We start from the raw sequence: 23,312 nt of genomic DNA, 5'->3' as shown, positions 1-23,312 counted from the left end.
TAACAAGCGGTTCATTTTCGCTTCTTTAGACTGCCCGCCAGTGGTGAGCGAGCCTTTTGGCTTCGATTCGCTTTTCAGTCCCTTTTCTGGATTTCTTCCATGAGCCTTTCCAGTCGACGCCTGTCGTTCATCCTCCTGACGGGGCTGCTGGCCTGTCTGGTGGCTGCGACATTTTCCAGCCTGGCCACTCATGTGCGCTTCGGGCTGGAGTTTCGTGGTGGTTACGAGATTTATTACGTTGTGAATCCGGCACCGGGCAAAACCCTGCTCGCCAAGGATGACCTGTTGCAGACGGTCGCGATCCTGAGTAAACGCGCCGACAGCATCGGTATTACCGAGCCGGACATCCGGGTCGAGGGCGCCAACCATATTCGGGTGAAACTGGCAGGCCTGACGTCCGCCGAAGAATCACGCTCGCTGCTCGGAAGTTCGCAGGGGTTGCCCACGCAGCTGACTGAGAAATACACCCAGACCGTCGGCAGCGTACTCGGCAAAACCGCGCTGGCGGAAACCGTTCAGGCTGGTTTGATCGGCATCGCCTGTATTTTCCTGTTGCTGGTGGGGCTGTACCGCACCGCCGGTTTGATCGCCGCGTTTTGTACGCTGGTCTACCTGTGGCTATTGCTGATTGTGTTCACCGCCTCGGGTGCCACCTTGTCGCTGTCGGCGGTGGTGGCGTTTGTGCTGGGTATAGGCATGGCGGCGGATGCGAGCATCATTTGCCTGGAACGTATTCGCGAGGAAATCGACCTTGGCCGGTCTCTGCGCGAAGCCGTGGATAACGGTTTCAAAGGCTCGCTGCCGACGATACGTGATGCAAACCTGGTGACCGCGCTGGCGATGATTGCCTTGTTCGCGGCCGGCATCGGACCGATTCAAGGATTTGCGCTGACCATGCTGGTGAGCATCGTGATCAGTGTCGCCACTAACTTCTTGCTGATTCGCCAGCTGATGCTGTGGCTGGTCGATACCCAGTGGGTCAACCAGCGCTGGTTGATTGGCAAGGGCAAGCCGCGCGCCACCAAGGCGCGCCGTTTCAACTTCGTGGGCCTGGGTAAAACGGCGATTGTGGTCTCGTTGCTGACCATCGTTTCCGGCTCGCTGTATTACCGCGCTCACGGCCTGAACCTGGACATCGATTTTACCGCCGGCACTGCGCTGGACATCGACGTCGACCGTGCGATCACTCAGGAAACCGCCACGCAAATCATGACCGGGGCGGGCACCATCCCGGCCACCGTGGCCGTGGGCGGTGCACAGAATCAGCACATCGCCGTACGCTTCGATGAAGTGCTCAAGCCCGCTGATCTTAAGCAGATCATTACTGCGTTCAAGGGTAAGTATCAGACCGTAGAGTATGAGGAAAACACCGCAGACCCGGGCGTTGCACGGGATTTTGCCACTCGGGCCATTTATGCGGTGATTGCGGCATTCGCCAGCATCGCGATCTATATCGGCCTGCGTTTCTCCTGGGCCATCGCCTTGGCAACCTTGCTGCCGATCGTTCAGGACATCCTCATCGTTTCGGCGATCTTCTCGCTGTTCAAGTTCGAGATCGACGTCACTTACATCGCGGCATTGCTGACGATCATCGGCTATTCACTGAACGACAAGATCGTGATCTTCGGACGCATTGTCGAAAACGTGAAAAAGTCCCCGCCGGTGGATGCGCTGGCCTTGTGGAGCCTGATCAACCTGAGCATCAGCCAGACCCTGAGGCGTTCGCTGTACACCGTGCTGACAGTGGTGATGGCGTCGACCTGCCTGTATCTGTTTGCCTGCGAACCGTTGCAGATGTTCTCGCTGGCTCTGGTGCTGGGTCTGATATCCGGCGCGGTGTCGTCGATTTTCATGTCCAGCGCTATCTGGCTGACGCTGTCCCGACGAAAACTTCAGGTGGCGAAGGTTGGCTCGACGTTGAAGATCAGCCCCAAACGCATCCCGCATCTGGCGTCCACGCCATTCCTGGGGGCACTGCTGGCTGTCTGCATGGTCGGCGTCGGTGGATGGTTCTGGGTGCCGGCTCAGGCAACAGCCGGTAAAACGGTGGTCAGTGCCTCGACGGCAGCCGGTTCACTCGGCGATTTGTCGAGTTTCCGGACGATTACCGTAGACACTGCCCGTTTAGTGGACGCCGGCGACCTGAAGGCAGCCAAGGCTCGCATCACCGATCTGGAAACAGCGTGGGATCAAGCCGAAGAAACCTTGCAGCCGAAGGCGCCGGCATCCTGGACTTCGGTCGACAAATCGATCGACCGTGCGCTGTCCCAATTGCGCTCCGGCAAACCGGACCCGAAAGCCTGTGCCGACGCCCTGAAAACCCTGCTGGCCAAGCTTGATAGCCAGCAGAGCAGTGCCGCCACTCCTGTAGCGGCACCTTCCGCGGGGTCGATGGGTGACTTGTCCTACCTGAAGGTCATCATCACCGACACTGAAAAACTGCTGGGCAGTGGCGACATGAAAGGCGCACGGGCCAGGATCACCGACCTGGAAAGCACTTGGGACCAAAACGAGGAAAAGCTGCGACCGATTGATCCTGAAGGCTGGACCTCCATCGACAAGTCCCTGGACCGGGCGTTGAAGCAAGTCAGAACCGGGTCGCCGGATCTGGCGGCGTGTACCGAGGCACTGAGCAACCTGGCGACAAAGATCGACAGCAAAAGCGTGCACTGACCTTTATTAGCCCCCGGGTATAAACGCCACGCTCTGGTCTTCACGGCCGTGGAATATGCGCTCGCCGTTGGTGGGCGTGGTGGTGATGACCTGATGGTCTGCACTCAGGTAGTCCAGCGGTACCGCATCACCGTTGCGGTACTGGGTGATAACGATGGTGCGTTGCGGGTCCCAGTGCTGGCCGCTGGTGTTGTCCAGCCAGGTCATCAGCGCGGCGGTATCGCCGGTGCGAGGAAAGTCCTGGGTTTGCTGCACATAATAGAAGGGGGCGCCGCCGGTTTGCAGGTACATCGGCACTTTGTTGTCCACCTCGATCATCACCAAGCGCCATGTATTGAGCGGTGCGCGTTTGCTGGCCTCAAGCCTGACCGTCTCACCGAACTGAACCACGCCGCCACCGCCGTTGGTCCAGGGATAGAACACACCGAGTATCGCCATCAACAACACAGCGGTCAGGCCGAAACCGATTTTCAATCGGCGACTACCGAACCTGTCTGTGGCATTGCGTTCGGCCATTCGCCGGGTGATCCACCAGGCGCCCAGCAACTGGGCGAAGGGCACCAGGGGCAACACGTAGTAACTGCGTCGACTGCCGCTGGCCGTGAAAAACAGCATCAACAGACCCAACCCCCAAACCAGCCAGCGCGTATTGGGTTCGACGCTGCGCCAGTGGCGCAGCGCAAACCACAACCCCAGCATCCAGCAAGGCGCCCATGGCAGTGTGTAGACTGGGAGGTAAATCAGATAGGTGTAGATCGGTCCGATGTTGTCGAAGGGCTGGAAAAACCGCACGACGTTTTCCCGCAGCACCAGACCCAGGCCACTTTCGCCATAAGTCGGCGCGCCGTAGAGGTGCGACAATATGAATGGTGTCATGTAAAACGCCCCGGCGATGACCAGGGCCGCGCACAGCCGCAGATTGAGGTGGCTTTTCCAGCGACCGTCCTGCACCACATGCGGTAACAGCAGCAAGCCCGGCAGAATGAAGCCGATCAGGCCTTTGAACAATGAGGTCAGGGACAACAGCAGGAAAAACACCAGGTAACGGCTGAAACGCGTGTCTTGCGGCCCGCGCCAATACCACCACACCGCCGCCAGCACACCGCAGACGGTGAGGATGTCGGCGGTGGCGACCCGTGCCCAGAACGCGAAATAGAAGGTGGTCGCCAGCATCCAGCCGGCAATCAACCCGGTGCCTTTGCGCATCAGCTGCTCGCCGATCAAGTACACCAGCCAGACGCTCAGCCAGGCAGCAACCACCGAGGACAAGCGTAATGACCAGTGTCCCAAACCGCCGGTCAGCCACGCGGTGGCCGTGATCAGCCAGTAGGAGGGCAGCGGTTTGTCGTAATACGGCCCGCCCTTGAGGTAGGGATCGAAATAGTCACCGCTCTGCAGCATTTGCAGCGCGATGTTGGCCCAGCGGGTTTCCGGCCCCCATAACTCCCGCGTGCCCAGACCCAACAACAAAATCAGCGCAGAGGCGCCGAGCAGGAGCGCCAACGCGCCCCTGTCACTAGCCCGAAGGTTCATGGCGGGTTTCCTGTAGGAAGAACGGCGTCAGGGTTGGCTCTGCGGGAATATCAGAATCTCCAGTTGGCCGCGCTGATAACGCTTGCCATCGATGGGCAACATCTCGACTTCCTGCATTTCCACGACGCTGTTAACACGCATGACCACACCGACCGCGCCTTTTTTGCGGGCCTCGGTCATCCATTGCCCGACGTTGTCCATGGTGACTTTACGTGACGCCATGGCGGGATCATCGAGGCCATATTTCAGCTCGCCGATAGTATTGTAAAGATCGACCTGTGGCCGCTTCAGTCGCCACGACAAAGCTGACGCCGCACCCAGATCGTTGCTGAGCAACGATGTCGTCTGACTCAAGGCATCCAGATGCTCGGCGATGAACTGGTCAGGCATTTGGCTATTGACGATCTGTGCCGGCATCGCAGCCGGCAACAACGCTACCAGCAGCCAGATGCCGAGTGCCGGCACGGCCCAGAACATCAATGGACGCAGCACCTGCAAGGCGTTGGTGATGATCCAGCCGAGCAACACGATGAACGCCAGGGACAGGGTGAACATCTCGGTGTTTACGTAGACTTCCTTGGTGGCTTGCAGATAAAGCAGGGCGATCAGGGCGCTGGTGGCGATGACGACGTTGATCACGCCGTTGATGCGAATGATCCGGCCTCGCCCCTGATTCAACAGCTCCATCACTGTGTGTCCCATCAGCAACGCCAAAGGCAACAGGCACGGCATGATGTAGGTCGGCAGTTTGCCGCTACTCGAGCTGAAGAACGCCAGCGGCAACAGCATCCAGAGCAACAGAAAACCGATCACGGGCTGGCGCTTTTGCTGCCAGGCCTGAACCAACGTCGTCGGCAACAAGGCGGCCCACGGCAGGCTCGAAGCGACCAGCAGCGGTAGATAGAACCACCACGGGCGAGCATGTTGCGCGTTATCGGCAGCGAAACGGCGAATGTGTTCGTGCCAGAAGAAGAACCGCCAGAAATCCGGTTCCTGATGGTGAATGGCGAGCACCCACGGCAGGCAGACCACCGCCGCCACGACCACCGCCAGTGGTCCGTAGCGCAACAGCTCGCCCAGGCGTCGCTGCCAAATCATGTAGGGCAGGGCGATCAACACCGGCAACAACCAGGCGAGAAAGCCCTTGGTCATGAAGCCCATGCCACAGGCAAAACCCAACAGCGCCCAAGCGCCGAGTTTGCCGCGGGAGGAATGGCTATCGATGGCAAACCACAACGCGACCAGGCTCAAGTTGACCCAGAGCGTGAATTGCGGATCGAGGTTGGCGTATCCGGCTTGTCCGGCGATCAGACCGAAGCTCATGTAGAGCAAGGCGCAGATAAAACTCTTGCCCGGGTCATTCCAGAATCGGCGAGCAATCAGGTAAGTCAGCCAGACGCTCAGCCCGGTGCTCAGCGCCGAAGCGATACGCACACCAAACAGGTTGTCGCCAAACACCGCTTGACCGATGGCGATCATCCAATAACCGGCGATGGGTTTCTCGAAGTAGCGGATACCCATGAAGTGCGGGGACACCCAGTTACCGCTCAGCAGCATTTCCTGACTGATCTGGCCATAACGGGTTTCATCGGGAATCCATAGACCATGGGTGACTAGCGGCAGCAGGTAGAAAACCACGTAGGCCAGCAGCAAGCCGGGCACGATCCAGCGTTCGGTGATGGGCAGCGCACGCGCGGTGCCGCGCAATAAAGAGCCGTCGGGGTGGGGCAACAAGTTATTGGACGTCATGACTCGACCTTGGCGCAGAAGGATGTTGCTCCGCTAGGTGCATGCGTGCACTAGCGGAACTTCTTACATAAAGCAACACAATAGTGATGTGGACTACAGAAGTTGCGTCAGCCATCTAAGGGTTACGGACTAGTTATAGTCTGCCCGAGCAAAAACGCTTTCTCGGCTTCGACTTTTTTTGCCGCGATTATTGTTTCAAGGCTTTGCCGTGCAACAGCGTCTGCCAGTCAGTAGCATTCACAATGCCGAGTACCTGGGGTTGCCCGTCGGCGGCAATTTGCACGAACAAGGCGCTGCCATACTTACTGGTCGTCGCGTGCTCGAAACCGGTCTGGGCTTCGAAGTCGCTGATGCAACCGCTGTGCGTGACCAGCACCAGATTCCGATGGGCTTGCTTGTGCGCCACCACATCGTTACGCAGGGTTTTGCCGCAACTGACCAGCCATTCCTGGGTCGCCGCGTCTTTACCGAACATGTAGCGCGAGGTTTGTGCCGTGCGGGTGGCTGGGCTGCTCAGCACATCGGTTTGGGTCATGCCCAACTGCATAAAGCCTTGGCCCACAGCTGTGGCGGCTTCGCTGCCGACTCGGGTAATGCCGTCGGCGGGGCCAAGGCACGGATTGCTGGACTGGTCGCAGCGTTCCGCATGGCGAACCAGCACCACCACTTCACCGGCTTGCCAGCGATCGACCAGGCTGTTGGTCGCTTCGGACCCGGCGGTCGCCAGGTTGATCGGCGATCTGGGCCACCAGACAAACCCCGTGACGAGTGCCGCGATAAGCAGAGCGGCCGTTACCGCGGCCAGTTTGCCGAGCCGCGATGTAACGATTCGTGCCGCTGGCTGTTTGCGCGATACATGATCAACCATGTTTTGTTTACCCGTCGGTACGCAATAGAGAACAACTTTCAAATACAACCCTGCGTAACAACGCTTGAAGGGCCATGGAAAGACACTAGTTCAAGGCAGGTGTCGGAGTGGTGAAAGGGATGTGAAAAATTTGCGTATAAAAATTTCAGTATTTTTTTTAGTTGGTTGTTGCAACGCTTGTCTTGAACACCACGTGCAGTGCCCCATCAGAATTGGCGTGTGGTACACAGCAGCCTTCAGCCCAACGGCAGTTGTTTCACCATTGAACTGGAAGGCGCCTGACGACTGTCATTTAGTTGCCGGGCAGCTTTTCGATGTGCCTGCGGTAGCCTGGCTGATGGTGGCGGCCAAGCGCTTCACATTGTTCTGATGAGCCACCACCAACTCATCGATACTCGTGCCGGAAGGCGTCTGCAAGGTGCTGCGGCAGGTGACCAGTGCAGCGTCGCCTTCGCCGAGTTTGCGCAGGCGCCATTTGACGTCGATCAATGCGTACTGGCCGGGTATCGAATCAAAACGCTGAACTTCCAGGCGCAACGACACTTTGCGCTGCGGGTTACTGTTGACCAGTTGATCGACCAGGGCACTGCGCAGTTCTTCCGACAGGCTTGCGCCCCACCATTGTGTTTCGAGGATTGCCAGGCCGGCGTTGCCTTGACGAATGACGATCTGCGGACGGTCGACCTGGGGCGGCACGGTGATGCTTTCGATCTGGATGTCCGCGCCGCCGCTTGCACCGCTCGGTTGAGCCGGGGTCAGGGTGTGGAATTGAATCGGATCACTGCGGCAAGCGGCGAGTAGTAACAACGCAGTGACCAGCGTGATCTTCAGCGAAAATGCCATGGGGTAGCTCCTGTGGTCAGTTGCGCGGTGGCCCTTGCAGATCCATCGGCGGGGCATTGTCGGGGCGGCCGCGAATCAGCGATTCCGGATGCCGTCCCATGTAGTCCGAAAGTTCACGCAACGAGCGCGACATGCGTCCAAGTTCGTCCAGGGTCTGGCTCAGTTGTTCCCGTTGCGGCGAATCTTCGGCGAGGGTCGAACTGGCCGATTGCAAGGTCTTGCTGACGTCCGACAGGGTGGTTTGCACGCCGGGCAGGGTCTTGGCGTTGAATTGTGCGAGGCCTTTGCGCAGTTCGACGAGGTTGCTGTCGAGGTTGCCGGCTATGCGTTCGATGGGCAGCTGGTTGATCTTGTTGACCATGCTCTCGAGTTTTTCCTGCAACTGCTCAAGGCTTCCGGGAATGGTGGGAATAACGACGGGACGGGCGGTTGGATCGAACGCAACTTTCTCTGCTTTGGGGTAAAAGTCGAGCGCGATGTACAGCTGGCCAGTCAACAGATTGCCGTTACGGGCCTGGGCTCGCAGGCCGTTTTCGATGAAGGAGCCGATCAGGCGCACGCTGGCGGCTTCATCGTTGGGGTCATGCTTCAAGGCCTCGAGCAATTTGAGATGAGCCTTACCGAGGCGTTGCGGGTAGATCACGATGCCGACGTTAACCGGGAAGCTGCGGTTCTTCACGTCGAAATCCAGATTGACCGCTACCACCCGGCCGATCTCCATGCCGAGGAATTCCACCGGTGCATCGACCTTGAGCCCGCGCAATGCCTGATCGAAACGCAAGCTCAGGTACTGCGCCTTGCCGTTGGGCGGGGCGAGGGCGGTATGCTCATCCTCGAACAGGTCGAAGGCATTATCCTCCGCTGCCACTTGATCGTTGGGGCTGTATTCCGGCGCGCGAAACGCGATGCCGCCCACCAACAGGGCCGACAGGGACTCGGTCTTCACCGCAAAACCGTTGGCGCCGACATTCACATCAATACCGCTGGCGTTCCAGAACCGGGTATTTTCGGTGACATAGGCGTCGTTGGGTGCATGCACGAAGATTTCGATGTTCACCCCTTTGCCGTCGGCATCCAGTTCATACGCCACCACTTGCCCGACGGGGATCTTGCGGTAGTAGACGGGGGAGCCGATGTCCAGCGAGCCGAGGTCCTGAGTGTGCAACATGAAGCGTTTGCCCGGCTCGCCATAGGTAATGGGCGGCGGGTTTTCCAGCCCGGTGAAGTGTTTGGAACGGGCATCGGCCTGGCCGATGTCGGCACCAATGTAGTCGCCCGACAGCAAGGTATCGATGCCCGAAACGCCACCGGCACCGATGCGCGGCCGCACAACCCAGAATTGCGAGTCTGCACGAGTAAAGCTTTCAGCCTGTTTGTCGAGCTGGATCGTGGCGTCGACGCGTTTCTGGTCGCCGCTCAGTTTCACCTCCGAGACGCGGCCGATGACCACATTGCGGTATTTGACCTCGGTCTTGTTGGCCACCAGGCCGCTACCGGTCTTGAACGTGATGGTGATGGTCGGGCCTTCCTGCAGCCAGCTGTGCACCACCAGGGAAATCCCCACCAACACCGCTACGATCGGCACGATCCATACCAGCGAAACGCTGAAGCGACGAGTCTTGATCGCGGCCTGGCCAGGGGCGTGCGGACCGTCAGTGGCTTGGGACTTCATCCATGCGCTCCTCATCTTGTGGGTTTTCCGGCTCTTGATCCCGTTCTTTATCCCAGATCAGTCGCGGGTCGAAACTCATCGCCGACAGCATGGTGAACACCACCACCAGACCAAAGAACAGAATGCCCGGGCGCGGTTCGATATCGCCCAAAGCCTGGAATTTCACCAATGCCGCCACCAGCGCAACGACAATTACGTCGAGCATCGACCAGTAGCCGATCAGCTCGACAAAACGGTAAAGCCTCGAACGTTCCTTGCGCGCCCAGAAGCTGCCGCGTTGCACCGTGATCAGCAGCAGGGAGAGAGCAACGAACTTGATGCCCGGCACCGCGATGCTGGCAATGAAAATGATCAGCGCAATGTCCCATGCACCGTGTGCCCAGAACTCCAGCACACCGCTCATGATGGTGCTGTCGGAGCCGTTGCCGAACAGACTGGTGTTCATTACCGGCAGCAGATTGGCCGGGATATAAAACACCAGTGAGGCCAGCAGGTAGGCCCATGTCCGGGTCAGAGAGTCAGGTTTGCGGGCATGCAACGGCGCGCCGCAGCGTTCGCATTCGTGAGGTTGATCGGTCATGTCGCAGGCCATGCCACAACTGTGGCACAGGCAGAGGTTGAGTTCGCTGGCGAGCGGAGGCCTGTTCATAGGGTGTCCCACAGATCACGTACATCGCGCCCGGCGATGCGGATCAGCAACAGGCTGAGGACCGCCAGGGCAAACATGCCGATACCCGGCAGCACATCCAGCAACCCGGCGAGTTTGAACACCGCGACCATCGCCCCCAGCAAGCAGACTTCCAGCATGCTCCAGGGCCTGAGGGTTTCCAGCCAGCGCATGCACAGCTTGAAGCCAGGTGAACGTCGGGAGGTAAGGGCGAAGCTCAATACCCAGATCAACAGGAGCAGCTGGAACATCGGCGCGATGATGATGGAAATCGCCGCCACCAACGCAATGAAAGTGATCGGCCCCTGGCTCAGCGCCACCACCGAATCCCACAGCGTCGCGCTGTTCTTCATGCCCTTGAGGCTGATGGTCATGACCGGGTAGAAATTCGAGAAAGTCCACAGCACTGCCGCCGTGAAGCTCAGCGCCAGGCGTTGCTGCACCGACAAGCCGTTGTAACGCGCAAGCACACCGCCGCAACGGGTACACAGGGCCTTTTGATGTTTGGCGAGCGTGACTTTTTCATACACGCAGTCGCAGTGCTCGCAGATGATCAATGGAGCAGTCGTCGCCATGGGCCGCACTCGCCGGAAGGCAGAAGAGTCAGAGCACTCCTTCAATATAGAAGTGACTTGCGATTGAGCAAATCTAAAGGCTACTCCAGGGATAACCCGGATGCGACTTGTGGCGAGGGGGCTTGCCCCCGTTCGGCTGCGCAGTCGTCAACCGGTATGCCTGCATGAATGCGATGGCAGGTTTTGGGGTCGCTTCGCGACCCAACGGGGGCAAGCCCCCTCGCCACAGTTCAGCCAAGTAATTCACGCAGGCGATACCAGAACATGCCAAGCGCCAGCAGCGGTGAGCGCAAGGCTCGTCCGCCGGGAAAGGTCATGTGCGGCACGGCGCTGAACACGTCCAGCCCCTGGCTGTGGCCGGCCTGAATCGCTTCGGCCAGCAACCGGGCGCACCAGTGGGTCACGTTCAGGCCATGGCCGGAATAACCCTGGGCGTAGAACACGTTCGGGTACTGGCTCAGGCGGCCGGCCTGGGGGAAACGGTTGGCGGTGATGCCGATCCTGCCGCCCCATTGATAGTCGATGCGCACATCCGCCAATTGCGGGAAGACCTTGAGCATTTTCGGCCGCATATAGGCGCCGATGTCCACGGGGTCGCGCCCGGAATAATGGCAGGCACCGCCGAACAACAGACGTCGATCCGCCGAGAGCCGGTAGTAGTCGAGGCCGACTTTCTGGTCGCACAGCGCCAGGTTTTGCGGAATCAATTGCGCGGCCACGTCGGGTGCCAACGGTTCGGTGGCGATGATGTAACTGCCCGCCGGCAGCACCTTACCGCTCAGGCGCGGTTCGAGTTCTTCCAGATGTGCGTTACAGGCCAGCACCAGGCTGCCGGCGCGCACTGTACCGCCGGCGCAGCGAACCTGCACGGTGCTGCCGTGGACCAACTCCAGCACCGGGCTCTGCTCGAAAATCCGTACCCCGAGGGATTGCGCCAGTTGCGCTTCGCCGAGCACCAGATTCAGCGGATGCAAGTGCCCAGAACCCATGTCGATCAGGCCGCCGGCATAAAGGTCCGAGCCCACCACTTGCTGGCGGATCTGCTCGGGGCCGACCAGTCGGGTTTCATGGGCGTACTCCAACTCGGCGAGGCTTTGCAGCTCAGCCTTGAACGCAGCGAACTGCGCCGGGGTATTGGCCAGTTCGCAGAAGCCCCAGCGCAGGTCGCAATCGATGCCATGTTCACGGATGCGATTGCCCACCAGCTCCACGGACTCGATGCCCGCACGCTCCAGATAACGCACGCCTTCCTCGCCGACATAACGGGCGAACCCACTGACGTCATGGCCAATGCCACGGATCAACTGCCCGCCATTACGACCGCTGGCGCCCCAGCCGATTCGCCGGCCCTCCAGCAGAATCACCGAGAGCCCGCGCTGCGCCAGTTCGATCGCGGTGTTGACCCCGGTGAACCCGCCACCGATCACGCAGACATCGGCTTCAAGGTCCGAATCCAGCGTAGGGTAGGGTGCCATGCCATTGGCCGATACCGCGTAATAGGAGCGGGCATGTTGCTTGTCGTACTGATTCATTGGTTGGACTTCACTTTGCTCCAGGAACGGGTCATCAGGCGCATGATCGCCTGGGGCGGGGTGGTGGAAATGTAGAGTTTGTCGAGGACGTCCTGGGGTGGGTAGACCTCAGGATTATTGACCAACTCAGCATCCATGTAGGCCTTGGCCGCCGGGTTCGGATTGGCATAGCCCACCGAGGCACTGACCTTGGCGATCACTTGCGGGTCCAGCAGGTTATTGATGAAGGCGTGGGCCTCTTTCGTGTTGCTGGCGTCGGCGGGAATTGCCAGCAGGTCGAACCACAGGTTGCTGCCTTCCTTGGGGATCGAGTAGGCGATGTTCACGCCGTTCTTCGCTTCCTTGGCGCGATTGGCCGCCTGGAACACGTCGCCGGAGTAACCGAAGGCCACGCAGATGTCGCCGTTGGCCAGGTCCGAGACGTACTTGGAGGAGTGGAAGTAGGTGATGTAAGGCCGGATGCTCAAGAGTTTGGCTTCGGCTTTTTTAAAGTCCTCAGGGTTTTCGCTGCGTGGGTCCATGCCCATGTAGTTGAGGACTGCCGGGAATACTTCATCAGCCGAGTCCATCATCGACACGCCACACTGGCTGAGTTTCTTCAGGTTCTCGGGTTCGAAAAACACGGCCCAGGAATCGATGTGATCAATGCCCAGCACTTGCTTGACCTTGTCAACGTTGTAGCCGATGCCGTTGGTGCCCCACAGATACGGTACGGAATGCGCGTTCTGCGGATCGTTTTTCTCCAGCAGCGTCAGCAGTTTCGGGTCGAGGTTTTTGAAGTTGGGCAGCTGCGAGCGATCCAGTTTGAGGAACGCACCGGCCTTCACCTGGCGCGCGAGAAAGTGGTTGGACGGCACCACCACGTCATACCCGGTGCGGCCGGCGAGCAGTTTGCCTTCCAGGGTTTCGTTGGAATCGAATACGTCGTAGATCACCTTGATCCCGGTTTTTGCCTGGAAGTCGGCGAGGGTGGTCTCGCCGATGTAATCGGTCCAGTTGTAGACGCTGACGCTCGGCTGAGCCTGCGCCCCGGCGCTGAACAATACCGCCAGCGCGACCGGAACCACGGATTTCAATAGACGCATATCGACACCTCTTTGTGTTATTTGGTGATCGTCGTTGATCGTTCCGACGCAGAGCGTGGGAACGATCATTAGGGGTGGGTTAGACGCTAAGCAGCAGGAACTCCCGCTCCCAGGAGCTGATCACACGCTTGAAGTTTTCATGTTCGGCGCGCTTGACCGCGACATACCCCCGGACGAATTTGCTGCCCAGGTAGCGCTTGATGGTTTCGCACTCTTCCATGCGTGTGAGTGCGTCCTCGATGGTGATCGGCAGCCGCAGGTTGCGTCGCTCGTAGGCACGCCCCTGCACCGCGGCGCTCGGCTCGACCTTTTCGACCATGCCCAGGTAGCCGCACAACAGGCTCGCGGCGATTGCCAGGTAAGGGTTGGCGTCGGCACCCGGCAAACGGTTTTCCACGCGCATGGCGTCGGGGCTCGAGGTCGGCACGCGCAGGCCGACGGTGCGGTTTTCTTCGCCCCATTCGACGTTGACCGGCGCCGAGGTGTCGGGCAGGAAGCGGCGGAACGAATTGACGTTGGGCGCGAACATCGGCAGCACTTTGGGAATGTACTTTTGCAGGCCGCCGATGTGGTGCCGGAACAGTTCGCTCATCTGCCCGTCGGCATCGGCGAAGATCGGCTGGCCGCTGGCGATGTCGACCACGCTTTGATGGATGTGCATGGCGCTGCCAGGTTCGTCACCAATGGGTTTGGCCATGAAAGTCGCAGTCACGTTGTGCTTGAGTGCCGCCTCGCGCAGGGTGCGTTTGAACACGGTGATCTGGTCTGCCAGGTCCAGCGCATCGCCATGACGGAAGTTGATTTCCATCTGCGCCGGGCCGTCTTCGTGGATCAGCGTGTCGAGGTCCAGGCCCTGCAGTTCGCACCAGTCGTAGACGTCTTCAAACAGTGGATCGAACTCGTTGGCGGCGTCGATGGAAAACGACTGACGACCGCTTTCCGCCCGGCCAGAACGCCCCAGCGGTGCCTTGAGTGGCAAGTCCGGGTCTTCGCAGCGCTGGGTCAGGTAGAACTCCATTTCCGGCGCGACAATCGGCTGCCAGCCTTTGTCGGTGTAAAGCTGCAGCACTTTCTTCAGCACATTGCGTGGCGACAGTTCGATGGGGTTGCCGAACTTGTCGAAGGTGTCGTGGATCACGATGGCGGTGGGTTCGATGGCCCACGGCACCACGTAAACCGCGTCGGCGACAGGTTTGCAGACCATGTCGATGTCGGCCGGGTCGAGCAGGTCGTAGTAGATGTCGTCGTCGACAAAGTCCCCGGTTACCGTTTGCAACAGCACACTTTCCGGCAGGCGCATGCCTCGCTCATGCAGGAACTTGTTGGTGGGTGCGATCTTGCCGCGAGCAATGCCGGTCAAGTCGCTGACCACACACTCGACCTCGGTAATCTTGTGATCTTTCAGCCACGTGAACAGCTGATCGAAAGGGACATTCATAAAGACCTCATTGTTGGTTTGAATTACGCCGGGGAAGGCGCCTTCATCCACCGGACACTTCCCCTGTGGCGCGTTGACGACTATCTTGGGTGAGCCGCAGCGTTCCATCTATCCACTTTAAGCAGCACCAAAACGCACCAAACGAGTGCGTAAGGTCACCCCATGACAGCGTGCAATCCGTTACAGGTTCAAGCCTTCAACACCGCCGACGTGGCCGAGCAGATCCGCGCCACACCGGGTTGGGTGCAGCACTATCAGCAGATGTCGCCGGGGCATTTCGCCGGGCGGGTGCGCTATCTGGACTTGCAAGGCGTGGAGATTTACGAAGAGCAGATGAACACCCGGGTCGAGCAGAATTTCAGCGCCCCCGAAGGCTCACTGGCGTTCTGTTTCGATCGCAACGACAACTCGCTGTACATGTTGAACGGCGAGAGCCGCAACATCTGGATCACCCCGGAGAACTACCAGGAAATCGCCGTGGTGTTCGGGCCGCAATTCGTTCAACGGCATGGCCTGGACGTGGCGCGGCTCGAAGGCTTGTTCATGTCGCCGCTCAATTGCGGGCAGAACGCGCTGTTCAGCCGCTGGTTGAGCGGCACCTTGACGCGACTGGAGCAGACGCTGGATCCGCCGAGCAAAGAGGCATTGACCCAGCAGTTGTTGGAGGACTGTTTGTTCATCCTCGATAACGCCTGTGTGTGCCTGGATCGAGCAGGCTTGCAGCGCCGGGCCGAAGAGCGAACGATCATGAAGCGCGTCGCCGAATGGGCCGCCGATACCCCGGAAGAAACCCTCAATTTGCTGGAACTGTCCCAGGTGGCCGGGGTTTCGTTGCGTCAGTTGCAGCACGCGTTCAAGGCATACACCGGGATGACGCCCTCGCATTGGTTGCGCTTGCGCCGGCTCAACAGTGCGCGCCGTGAGTTGCTCAGCCGAACGGCCAGCGACACGACAGTCGCGCAAGTGGCGATGCACTGGTCGTTCTGGCATTTGGGGCGGTTTTCCAGCAGTTATCGAGCGTTGTTCCAGGAACTTCCCAGCCAGACGCTCGCCCGCCAACACAGTGGACCTTGTCGGAGGTCATCATGAGTCGGTTATCGTCTTGGAGTCTGTGTGTCGTAGTGTCGATGGCCTGTACGCAGGTCCAGGCCGAAACGGTTGTGCCGTTGAAAGGGCAGAGTTCGCAACAAACCCAGCTGGACATCAACGATTGCCGTAACGTCGCGGCGAGTCAGAGTTCCTCAACCCCACCACCCTCGGGCGGGCGACTGCGCGGTGCTGCGGTGGGTGCCGCTGCCGGGGCGGTGGGCGCTGAGGTGCGGGGGCGTCAGCATGACGAGTTTTACGATCGGGTCGACGACGATGTGAAGCAGGAATATCGTCAGAACCGTGCCGGGCAAACCGCGGCGGCGGGCGCGGTGGTCGGTGGCGCGCGTCAGCGTCAGGAACGCCGGGCGCAGCAAAAGACCAACGCGTCGACCAGTTCAACCGCCTATACCAGTTGCCTGCAAGGGCGGGGTTATCAGGTAACGCCCTGAGCACCAGGCGTTCGCTGCCGCTGTTCGATCAGGTGAACCATCAGGTCGGCATAGAGCGTGAGGGCGATAAACAACCCCATGCGCACGGCGAAGGCGGTATAGACGTCTTTGCCGGCAAGACTGTCCTGCACCGACTGGCCCAGCAGGATAATCAACGTGACCAGGCTGTTGAGCCAGAACCCCGGGGTTTGCCGAGTCGGACTCAGGGCATAGAGCTTGCGCGCCAACAGCAAGCCAAACAGCAGCATCCACAGAAAGAACATCCACAAGTGCACGAACAGGCTGAGCGCGCACCAGAACACAATGGCCAACAGCCCGCCCATCAAGGTCGAGCCGAGCAGTTCACGACTGGCGTTGCGCGTCGTTACCGTTGAACTCTGCTGGCCCAGACTGACCGCTTTTAAAATGATCGGCAGATAACTGGCCGGGTCAATCAGCGCCAACAGAAACGCCGGCATCACGATCAGGGTGGCACGTAGCGCAATCCTGGGTACTTCCTGCGCCGGCATAGCGCTGGCGGCAGGTGGCGTGGGTGCATTGGCCGGTTCGGGAAACAGCCAGTGACTGATCGCGACGACGATGACGGCGAGGAGCAAGCCCTTGACCAGGGCACCGATGACCATCATCGCCAGATCGAACTCGGCAACGCCGGCCGAGGAAATCATCGTCAGGCCAATGATCAGAAAGGTCACGACCAGGGCGTTGCCACCGCGCAGCCCGAAACCAAAGGCCAGGAACAGACTGACACCGATCAGCAGCACACCGCTGAGGGGGTAATAACGCAGGACCGGGATCAGTAACAGCCCGATGCCGGTGGTCAGCATGGCAACCACTGCCAGCATCACTCCGGCCTTGAATGGCAGGGGTTTGTTAAGCGTGGCTAACAGCAACACAGAAAGCACCGGCGCAATAAACGGAATCGGCAGCGCCAGGCCGAAGCTGATGGCCAGGCACAGCGCCGTGCCGACGGCGAGACGCGGCGCCCGTTGGAATCCGGGCGGGCGATCAGTAGGCATAAGACAACCAACTCATCAGCCAGAAAAACAGGCGTCCCAAGGGATTCAGCGGATTGTTCTGCGCAGGAAAGGCCATGACTTCGGCCTGGCCACCGGCACGAATGGCGCGACTGTCACGCAGCACCTGCATCGCCTCGTCAGAAAATTCGATGATCACCGGGAAGCGTTGGGCCGGACGCAACCAGTCGCGACTGTTCTGCACGCTAGGCAAGGTGCCCGGCGCCGGCGTCTGCCCCACGCTGACGCCGTAGCCGACGCTGCGCACCCGTCCCTCGAAGACCTCGCCCGGCAGCGCGTCCAGCACGATCGCCACCGGAGTTCCAGGCTTGACCCGCCCCAGGTTGTTCTCGGTCATGTCCGCACTGATCCACACATCGTGAATGGCAATCAAGGTCATGACCGGCGTGCCGACCGCGGCGAATTGCCCGACGTCGGTGCGCAGGTCAGTTATCAAACCCGCCGAGCGCGCGCGGACCTGGGTGTTGGCCATGTCGAGTTCGGCTTTTGACAATGCCGTGGCGGCGCTGCGTAACAGCGCGTTGTCTTCCTCGCTGCCACCTTCCTGTTCCCGTGCTCGCTGGACTTCGGCACGGGCCGCGGCGACCTGGCTGACGGCCTGTTCACGGCTGGCCCGCGAGGCTTCCAGCAGGCGCACGGAAATGGTTCCGCGGTCTTGGCGGTACAGGCTTTCAAGGCGTTCGTTATCCTGCCGGGCCTTGAGTTCATTGGCCTGGGCCGCCCGCAACGAGGCTTGCGCGGAGGCAATGCCGGCAGTGCTGGCGCCGATCTGCCGGCGGGTAGACTCAAGGTCAGCCCGTGCGCGGTCGGCGGCTATTTGATAGGGCTGCTGATCGACCTCGAACAGCACATCGCCGGCCTTGACGTCTTGGTTGTTGCGCACATTCACGCGGATCACGCGGCCGGCCACTTCAGCCGCCACCGGAATCACAAAGGCACCGACCCGAGCCTGTTGCGTATACGGCGTGAAACGGTCAGCCAACAGATACCAGGCCAGGCTCAGGACGATCAGCAGCAGCACCCATTTGATGCCTTTTTTTGCCGGATCGGCAGCCGGTTCGGGCGCCTTGGAAGAGGGCGCTTCAGTGGCGGGCGGTGAGGGTTCACTCATCGGCTTTGACCTTGTCTGGCGTGGAAGAGGGGGCTGGCGAAGGGGCCGGTTCATTCAGCAGGTTGCCCCAGTCGGTGCGGTGTTCCATTTGTTGGCGAGTGCCTGGGTCGACGGTTGGCAGGGCGCTGTACCAGCCACCGCCGAGGGCTTTGTACAAGGCGATCAGGTTGCTCACGGCATTGCTGCGGCTGACCAGGTAATTGTCCTGTTGTTCGAGCAATGCGCGTTGGGCATCCAGCACCCGCTGGAAGTCCGAGTAGCCTTCGCGGTATTGGCTGTTGGCCAGGCTCAGCGAGCGCTTGGCGGCGACCTGCGCTTCACTCAGGATGCGCTCGCGTTCCAGTGATTTGCTCAGGCCGCTGGCGGCATCATCGGCTTCGCGCGCAGCCTCGCGGACTTTGTCGCGATAAACCTCGATCAGCTGCTGCAACCGCGCATCCTGCACCCGCACGTTGTTGCTGATCTGACCGTGATCAAACAGGTTCCAGCGCAAACTGGGGCCGCCGATCAGGTCCAGGCTGTTGGAGGTGCCCTTCAGCGTGTCGGTCGACCAGACGATGCTGCCGAGCAAGGTCAGCGACGGGTAGAAATCGGTTTCTGCCACGCCGATCAGCGCCGATTGGGCGGCGACGTTGAGTTCGGCTGCGCGTACATCCGGTCGACGCAACAGCAGACTGGCGGGTACGTCTTGCAGCACGGCACGGTCTACCAGCGGAATCAATCCCTGGTTTTCGAGCAATCGGGGCAGGGCGTTGGGTGGCTGTCCGATCAGTACGGCCAATGCGTTGCGGGTGCGCAGCACTTGCCCTTCAAGCTCGGGAATGCTGCTCAAGGTGCCGAGGTACTGGGTCTTGGCTTGTTGCAAATCGAGCTCGGCGCTCTGGCCGCTGTTGAACAGTTTCTCGGTGATTTCAAAGTTGCGCTTCTGCTGTTCGGCGTTTTCCCGGGCGACGCGTAAACGCGCTTCGGTGGTGCGCAATGAGAAGTAAGTGTCGGCCACTTGAGCACGCAGCAGTACCAGTACGTCTTCATAATTGGCTTGAGCCGCAAAGTAACTGGCATCTGACGACTCGATGGCCCGACTGAAACGTCCCCAGAAGTCCAGCTCCCAACCGACATCAAAGCCCACGCTGTGTTGCCAGAAATGGCTGTCTTGCGGGTTATTGCCGCCGTATTGCCGACGGTTGATGTACAAGCTCTCGGCGCTGGCCTGTTGCAGTTGCGGATAGCGTCCGCTTTGGGCAATCCCCAACCGGGCACGGGCTTCCATGACGCGAAGGCCGGCAATTTTCAGGTTGGAATTGTGCGCATCCGCTTCGGCGATCAGCCCGTCGAGGACCGGGTCGGCGAACACTTGCCACCACTGGCGCACATCGGGATAGGCGCGTCTTTGGCTGGCCTGTTCAAGCGCAGGGCTGCTCCAGAGTTTTGTCCAGGCCTCGCCCGGGGCCTGGAAATCCGGTCCCAGACGCACGCAGCCGCCAAGGCCCAGGGCGCCCAGCAGAAGTAGCCGAGCCGAACGCGTCAGCATGGCTGCACTACAAGCAGGTCACGGGAAAACCTCATCCTGGAGTCCCCAAGTATTGAATGCCCTGGCTATTGGGCTTGAGCCGGTTTGCTTAGGTTAGTACAGCCCGGACAAACACAAGGTCATGTTGGACGATCATGGGGTCGGGCAACTGCTACGCTTCTGAAAGTTATTCATTCGGGCCAAAAAGACGGGTACGAAGACCATGAGCAGCCCCCAGGACGAGATTGCCCCCAGTTCCACCGGTTGGCGCTTCAAAGCAGGCATTGCGATACTCAGTTTGACAGTGATCTCCTGGCTGACGGTGCCACTCGCCGCCGCCGCGGATGTGCCCGGCCCAAAAATCGCGGCACTGACAGGCATCCTGTTTATCAGCAACAAGATTCTGCTGATCCTCGCCATCGCCGTCATGGGCAAGTCTGGTTTTCAGCAACTCAAGCGCAGCGTGTTTGGCTATGTTTCCACGCTCGCACCGACTGAACTGGAAGTAGGCCCGGCTCGCCATCGAATTGGCCTGGTGATGTTTTGCCTGCCACTGATTTCATCGTTTCTCGAACCTTACGTAGATACGCTTTGGCCGGGGCTGAGACCGAACCTCTGGCAGGTCCAGGTGTTGGGCGATGCCCTGTTGGTCGGCAGCTTTTTCGTATTGGGCGGGAATTTTTGGGACAAGGTCCGTGCCTTGTTTATCCGCACGGCGCGTGTCGTGAATACCAGTACAGTGTGAATCGTCGTCAGGAGCGTCTGCAGGATGAAGAAAGATGGACTCGATACAAACAAACCTGATGCTCAAGCCATCGTCGCTGCGCTCAACCTCGAACCGCACACGGAAGGTGGTTTCTACCGCAGAACCTTTCAGGCGGATCACCGCGCCATGGTTGAGACCGATGGAGGTCAGCGTTACTTGCTGACCTCCATCTATTACCTGTTGACCGAGGATGCGCCGATTGGCCATTTCCATCTGAATCAGTCCGACATCGTGCATTACTACCATCTGGGCGACCCGATTCAGTACAGCCTGATTTTTCCGGACGGTTCATTGAAAACCGTGGTGATGGGCAGCGACGTGATTGCGGGTCAGTGTTTGCAGCTGCATGTGCCGGGCGGCGTCTGGAAGGCTTCGCAACTGCTGGATGGCGCGGCAGGTTACGGCTTGATCAGTGAAGCCGTTGCACCGGGGTTTGATTACGCGGACATGCAACTGGGGACTCGGCGCAAGCTCGGTGAAATGTTTCCCGAGCATTCGCAATTGTTTGAAAAGCTGACTGCGGATTAACCAGAAATGATCCCGTGATCGATCGCGTATTTTACGAGGGCGGCGGGTTTGTCGATGTTGAGTTTGCGGCGGATGCTCAGGCGATGGGTTTCCACTGTGCGGACGCTGATGTCCAGCTCGCGAGCCATTTCCTTGTTGTTCAACCCCTGAGCCATTTTGTACAGCACCTGGCTCTCGCGTGGTGTCAGTTCGTTGTCGGTACTTTTATCGGCGATGAGCCGTTGGGCGATTTCGGCACTGTAGAACGTCCCGCCACTGACAATGGCCTCGATGGCCGCAATGATTTCCCGTGAAGGCGCGTTCTTCAGTACATAGCCGCTGGCCCCCGAGCGAACCGATTCACTGACGTATTCGTAGTTGTCGTACATGCTCAGCACCAGCACCTTGAGCGACGGGTACTGGCTGCGCAACAGCCGGGTCAGCTCGAGCCCGTTGATATCCTTCAGGCTGATGTCGACCAGCAACAAATCCGGCTGGCAGCGTCCGACCATCTCGATGGCATCGGCGCCATTCTCGGCCTCGCCCACCACTTCCAGCGGCGCCATGACCGACAGCAGCGATTTGATTCCATCGCGGACCAGGGAGTGATCGTCGACCAGGGCGACGCGGATCGGGTAGGGCAGGTTCATCGCAGGCATTCACTCTAATTGTTATGGGTGGAGTCAGCGTTCTGTACCGGGTGGTTTCATCGGCAGCACTACGTCCAGCTCACTTTTCCCCGGCATCGAGGTCAGGTCGAATCGACCGCCAAAATGCTCGACTCGCTCGCGGATATTACGCAGGCCAATGCCGGCCTGGCGACGTTCGACCTGGGCGACGTTGAAACCGATGCCGTCATCGATCACCGTCAACCGTACGGACTTTTCGCAGCCGTGCAGGGTAATGATGACGTGTTTTGCCTGAGCGTGGCGTTCGATGTTGGTCAGGCCTTCTTGCACAATGCGAAACAGCGAGGCGGCGGCGCCATCGGCCAGGTGACAGTCAAATTCGTTATCGTTGAAGGTTACAACAAGACCGCTGCGTTGCTCGAACTCGGCGGCGAGTTGACCGATTGCCGCCGGCAGGCCGAGGGTGTCGAGCAATGATGAGCGCAGGTCGTGGGAGAGGCTGCGAACCTCACCGATCGCTTCCCCCAGGCGCTCGGTGGCGTCTCTTAAAATGCTCAAGCCTTTGTCTTGGCCATTCTCCAGCACATGGCTGGCCAGTTCGAACTGAAACTTGATAGAGACCAGCAACTGGCTGATACCGTCGTGCAGCTCTCGGGAAACCCGCGAACGCTCTTCCTCCTGCAAGCTGACGATGCGTTGGGTGAGGCGCTGCAGTTTTTTGTCGGCCAGGCGATGCTCGCTGACATTCAGCGTCATGCCGCTGGCGAACACAAACAGCACCGCCACGAGCGCCACCGCGGCAATCGCCAGCATGGTTGTGCGGATGCCCTGAGCCACTTCGGCACGCGCTTGCTGGGTGGCGCGTTCAACGTCTTCAAGGTAGATGCCGGTGCCGAGCATCCAGCCCCAACGATCGAGCATCACCACGTAGGCGAGCTTGTCGGTCACTTGGCCGGAAGAGGGTTTGTTCCAGGCGTAACGTTGAAAACCTTCGCCGGATGCCGCGCTTTTGAGCAACGCCTGTATTACCGGCAGGCCGTGAGGGTCTTTCATGTCCCACAGGTATTGGCCCACCAGCTCCGACTGGCGTGCGTGCATCAGGCTGCGGCCTTCGCGGTCGTAGACGAAGAAGTAGCCATTGATGCCAAAACTGAGCTTGCGCAGTTCTTCCAGCACTTGTTGCTGTGCGTGTTCGTCACCACGGCCGTTGTCGTACAGCGGCGCGATCAGGCTTTGCGCCATTTCGACGTAGTTTTTCAGCTCTGCGCGCTTGCTGGCCAGAATGCTGTCTTCGATCAGTTGCGCCTGTTGATCACCCAGTTGGCGGTTCAGGGAAATCACCAGCGCGCAGATGACCGCGATCGCCAGCACCAGCGGCAGAATCCCGAGCGCGACGATTTTGTGTTTGAGCTGCATCTCTACTCCTGGCCAGACCGAGGGAGGGCGAAGGCCCGGCATCATATGCCAAAGATACGCGCCTGCGGTCGTGATGAAATGCAAAACCTAAGGGAGTGAGGGGTTGGGGGGGGGGGGGGGGGGGGGGGGGCCGCGCCCCCCCCGGGGGGAGGAAGACGCAACAAAA

20 protein-coding genes are annotated in these 23,312 nt (G+C 59.7%); 5 read left to right on the top strand and 15 right to left on the bottom strand.

Translation table 11 applies throughout. The annotated features are described in order from the left end of the window. The first annotated feature begins 99 nt into the window (after window positions 1–99). Window positions 100–2,673, top strand: coding sequence for a protein translocase subunit SecF (gene secF / locus ACCC96_RS22255; RefSeq protein WP_413696921.1), 2,574 nt, complete (start codon window positions 100–102; stop codon window positions 2,671–2,673). A gap of 6 nt (window positions 2,674–2,679) precedes the next feature. Here the strand turns inward: secF and ACCC96_RS22250 are convergent, their stop codons facing one another. The 10 genes from ACCC96_RS22250 to ACCC96_RS22205 all read right to left on the bottom strand — a co-directional run bounded on the left by ACCC96_RS22250 (window position 2,680) and on the right by ACCC96_RS22205 (window position 14,635). Further along, complete coding sequence (locus ACCC96_RS22250) at window positions 2,680–4,206, bottom strand: ArnT family glycosyltransferase (RefSeq protein WP_413696920.1); 1,527 nt, start codon at window positions 4,204–4,206, stop codon at window positions 2,680–2,682. 27 nt (window positions 4,207–4,233) lie between these two features. Next, the gene (arnT, locus tag ACCC96_RS22245; protein ID WP_413696919.1) at window positions 4,234–5,955 is read right to left on the bottom strand and encodes a lipid IV(A) 4-amino-4-deoxy-L-arabinosyltransferase; all 1,722 of its coding nucleotides are present in this window, start codon (window positions 5,953–5,955) and stop codon (window positions 4,234–4,236) included. 187 nt (window positions 5,956–6,142) lie between these two features. Continuing rightward, complete coding sequence (locus ACCC96_RS22240; protein ID WP_413696918.1) at window positions 6,143–6,823, bottom strand: histidine phosphatase family protein; 681 nt, start codon at window positions 6,821–6,823, stop codon at window positions 6,143–6,145. A gap of 288 nt (window positions 6,824–7,111) precedes the next feature. Continuing rightward, a complete protein-coding gene (locus ACCC96_RS22235; protein ID WP_019649693.1) occupies window positions 7,112–7,666 on the bottom strand; it encodes a membrane integrity-associated transporter subunit PqiC in 555 nt (184 codons plus the stop codon). A gap of 16 nt (window positions 7,667–7,682) precedes the next feature. Beyond that, entirely contained in the window at window positions 7,683–9,338 is a 1,656-nt protein-coding gene (locus tag ACCC96_RS22230; RefSeq protein WP_413696917.1) for an intermembrane transport protein PqiB, read from the bottom strand. Then, window positions 9,319–9,987, bottom strand: a complete 669-nt coding sequence (locus tag ACCC96_RS22225; RefSeq protein WP_019649695.1) for a paraquat-inducible protein A — start codon at window positions 9,985–9,987, stop codon at window positions 9,319–9,321. Before ACCC96_RS22225 ends, ACCC96_RS22230 begins: the two co-directional genes overlap by 20 nt. After that, a complete protein-coding gene (locus tag ACCC96_RS22220) occupies window positions 9,984–10,580 on the bottom strand; it encodes a paraquat-inducible protein A (protein ID WP_019578875.1) in 597 nt (198 codons plus the stop codon). The genes ACCC96_RS22225 and ACCC96_RS22220 overlap by 4 nt, the downstream gene beginning before the upstream one ends. A gap of 230 nt (window positions 10,581–10,810) precedes the next feature. Further along, the gene (locus tag ACCC96_RS22215; RefSeq protein ID WP_413696916.1) at window positions 10,811–12,112 is read right to left on the bottom strand and encodes an NAD(P)/FAD-dependent oxidoreductase; all 1,302 of its coding nucleotides are present in this window, start codon (window positions 12,110–12,112) and stop codon (window positions 10,811–10,813) included. Then, window positions 12,109–13,197 carry a polyamine ABC transporter substrate-binding protein gene (locus ACCC96_RS22210; protein WP_019649698.1) on the bottom strand — a complete coding sequence of 363 codons (1,089 nt, stop codon included), beginning with the start codon at window positions 13,195–13,197 and terminating at the stop codon, window positions 12,109–12,111. Before ACCC96_RS22210 ends, ACCC96_RS22215 begins: the two co-directional genes overlap by 4 nt. Window positions 13,198–13,276: 79 nt before the next feature. Continuing rightward, window positions 13,277–14,635: a glutamine synthetase family protein gene (locus ACCC96_RS22205; RefSeq protein ID WP_018925852.1), complete on the bottom strand. Its 1,359-nt coding sequence runs from the start codon at window positions 14,633–14,635 to the stop codon at window positions 13,277–13,279. A 162-nt stretch (window positions 14,636–14,797) separates the two neighbouring features. Here ACCC96_RS22205 and ACCC96_RS22200 point away from each other — a divergent pair, with 162 nt between their 5' ends. Continuing rightward, window positions 14,798–15,724: a helix-turn-helix domain-containing protein gene (locus tag ACCC96_RS22200; protein ID WP_019578879.1), complete on the top strand. Its 927-nt coding sequence runs from the start codon at window positions 14,798–14,800 to the stop codon at window positions 15,722–15,724. Then, complete coding sequence (locus ACCC96_RS22195) at window positions 15,721–16,173, top strand: hypothetical protein (RefSeq protein WP_413696915.1); 453 nt, start codon at window positions 15,721–15,723, stop codon at window positions 16,171–16,173. Before ACCC96_RS22200 ends, ACCC96_RS22195 begins: the two co-directional genes overlap by 4 nt. Here the strand turns inward: ACCC96_RS22195 and ACCC96_RS22190 are convergent. The 3 genes from ACCC96_RS22190 to ACCC96_RS22180 are packed head-to-tail and all read right to left on the bottom strand — an operon-like array spanning window position 16,158 to window position 19,849. Continuing rightward, window positions 16,158–17,189: a DUF2955 domain-containing protein gene (locus ACCC96_RS22190; protein WP_413696914.1), complete on the bottom strand. Its 1,032-nt coding sequence runs from the start codon at window positions 17,187–17,189 to the stop codon at window positions 16,158–16,160. The genes ACCC96_RS22195 and ACCC96_RS22190 overlap by 16 nt on opposite strands. Beyond that, entirely contained in the window at window positions 17,179–18,318 is a 1,140-nt protein-coding gene (locus ACCC96_RS22185) for an HlyD family secretion protein (RefSeq protein WP_413696913.1), read from the bottom strand. The genes ACCC96_RS22190 and ACCC96_RS22185 overlap by 11 nt, the downstream gene beginning before the upstream one ends. Continuing rightward, complete coding sequence (locus tag ACCC96_RS22180) at window positions 18,311–19,849, bottom strand: efflux transporter outer membrane subunit (RefSeq protein ID WP_413696912.1); 1,539 nt, start codon at window positions 19,847–19,849, stop codon at window positions 18,311–18,313. Before ACCC96_RS22180 ends, ACCC96_RS22185 begins: the two co-directional genes overlap by 8 nt. A gap of 202 nt (window positions 19,850–20,051) precedes the next feature. Here ACCC96_RS22180 and ACCC96_RS22175 point away from each other — a divergent pair, with 202 nt between their 5' ends. Together ACCC96_RS22175 and ACCC96_RS22170 are read left to right on the top strand one after the other, a co-directional pair. Continuing rightward, the gene (locus tag ACCC96_RS22175) at window positions 20,052–20,573 is read left to right on the top strand and encodes a transporter suffix domain-containing protein (RefSeq protein ID WP_413696911.1); all 522 of its coding nucleotides are present in this window, start codon (window positions 20,052–20,054) and stop codon (window positions 20,571–20,573) included. Between the two features lie 24 nt (window positions 20,574–20,597). Beyond that, window positions 20,598–21,122, top strand: a complete 525-nt coding sequence (locus ACCC96_RS22170; RefSeq protein ID WP_413696910.1) for a cupin domain-containing protein — start codon at window positions 20,598–20,600, stop codon at window positions 21,120–21,122. Here ACCC96_RS22170 and ACCC96_RS22165 read toward each other — a convergent pair. Together ACCC96_RS22165 and ACCC96_RS22160 are read right to left on the bottom strand one after the other, a co-directional pair. After that, window positions 21,119–21,751: a response regulator gene (locus ACCC96_RS22165; protein WP_413696909.1), complete on the bottom strand. Its 633-nt coding sequence runs from the start codon at window positions 21,749–21,751 to the stop codon at window positions 21,119–21,121. The genes ACCC96_RS22170 and ACCC96_RS22165 overlap by 4 nt on opposite strands. A gap of 33 nt (window positions 21,752–21,784) precedes the next feature. Next, complete coding sequence (locus tag ACCC96_RS22160; protein ID WP_413696908.1) at window positions 21,785–23,146, bottom strand: cache domain-containing protein; 1,362 nt, start codon at window positions 23,144–23,146, stop codon at window positions 21,785–21,787. Window positions 23,147–23,312 lie beyond the last annotated feature (166 nt).

The sequence above is a fragment of the Pseudomonas sp. Pseusp11 genome (assembly GCF_047304405.1).
Lineage (GTDB): Bacteria > Pseudomonadota > Gammaproteobacteria > Pseudomonadales > Pseudomonadaceae > Aquipseudomonas.
This window is presented reverse-complemented; position numbering and strand designations above follow the sequence as displayed.

What these genes read in the sequence shown, in the direction of transcription:
- secF (WP_413696921.1), top strand. Translation starts at nt 100, where the DNA reads ATGAGCCTTTCCAGTCGACGCCTGTCGTTCATCCTCCTGACGGGGCTG.
- ACCC96_RS22250 (WP_413696920.1), bottom strand. Translation starts at nt 4,206, where the DNA reads ATGAACCTTCGGGCTAGTGACAGGGGCGCGTTGGCGCTCCTGCTCGGC.
- arnT (WP_413696919.1), bottom strand. Translation starts at nt 5,955, where the DNA reads ATGACGTCCAATAACTTGTTGCCCCACCCCGACGGCTCTTTATTGCGC.
- ACCC96_RS22240 (WP_413696918.1), bottom strand. Translation starts at nt 6,823, where the DNA reads ATGGTTGATCATGTATCGCGCAAACAGCCAGCGGCACGAATCGTTACA.
- ACCC96_RS22235 (WP_019649693.1), bottom strand. Translation starts at nt 7,666, where the DNA reads ATGGCATTTTCGCTGAAGATCACGCTGGTCACTGCGTTGTTACTACTC.
- ACCC96_RS22230 (WP_413696917.1), bottom strand. Translation starts at nt 9,338, where the DNA reads ATGAAGTCCCAAGCCACTGACGGTCCGCACGCCCCTGGCCAGGCCGCG.
- ACCC96_RS22225 (WP_019649695.1), bottom strand. Translation starts at nt 9,987, where the DNA reads ATGAACAGGCCTCCGCTCGCCAGCGAACTCAACCTCTGCCTGTGCCAC.
- ACCC96_RS22220 (WP_019578875.1), bottom strand. Translation starts at nt 10,580, where the DNA reads ATGGCGACGACTGCTCCATTGATCATCTGCGAGCACTGCGACTGCGTG.
- ACCC96_RS22215 (WP_413696916.1), bottom strand. Translation starts at nt 12,112, where the DNA reads ATGAATCAGTACGACAAGCAACATGCCCGCTCCTATTACGCGGTATCG.
- ACCC96_RS22210 (WP_019649698.1), bottom strand. Translation starts at nt 13,197, where the DNA reads ATGCGTCTATTGAAATCCGTGGTTCCGGTCGCGCTGGCGGTATTGTTC.
- ACCC96_RS22205 (WP_018925852.1), bottom strand. Translation starts at nt 14,635, where the DNA reads ATGAATGTCCCTTTCGATCAGCTGTTCACGTGGCTGAAAGATCACAAG.
- ACCC96_RS22200 (WP_019578879.1), top strand. Translation starts at nt 14,798, where the DNA reads ATGACAGCGTGCAATCCGTTACAGGTTCAAGCCTTCAACACCGCCGAC.
- ACCC96_RS22195 (WP_413696915.1), top strand. Translation starts at nt 15,721, where the DNA reads ATGAGTCGGTTATCGTCTTGGAGTCTGTGTGTCGTAGTGTCGATGGCC.
- ACCC96_RS22190 (WP_413696914.1), bottom strand. Translation starts at nt 17,189, where the DNA reads ATGCCTACTGATCGCCCGCCCGGATTCCAACGGGCGCCGCGTCTCGCC.
- ACCC96_RS22185 (WP_413696913.1), bottom strand. Translation starts at nt 18,318, where the DNA reads ATGAGTGAACCCTCACCGCCCGCCACTGAAGCGCCCTCTTCCAAGGCG.
- ACCC96_RS22180 (WP_413696912.1), bottom strand. Translation starts at nt 19,849, where the DNA reads ATGCTGACGCGTTCGGCTCGGCTACTTCTGCTGGGCGCCCTGGGCCTT.
- ACCC96_RS22175 (WP_413696911.1), top strand. Translation starts at nt 20,052, where the DNA reads ATGAGCAGCCCCCAGGACGAGATTGCCCCCAGTTCCACCGGTTGGCGC.
- ACCC96_RS22170 (WP_413696910.1), top strand. Translation starts at nt 20,598, where the DNA reads ATGAAGAAAGATGGACTCGATACAAACAAACCTGATGCTCAAGCCATC.
- ACCC96_RS22165 (WP_413696909.1), bottom strand. Translation starts at nt 21,751, where the DNA reads ATGAACCTGCCCTACCCGATCCGCGTCGCCCTGGTCGACGATCACTCC.
- ACCC96_RS22160 (WP_413696908.1), bottom strand. Translation starts at nt 23,146, where the DNA reads ATGCAGCTCAAACACAAAATCGTCGCGCTCGGGATTCTGCCGCTGGTG.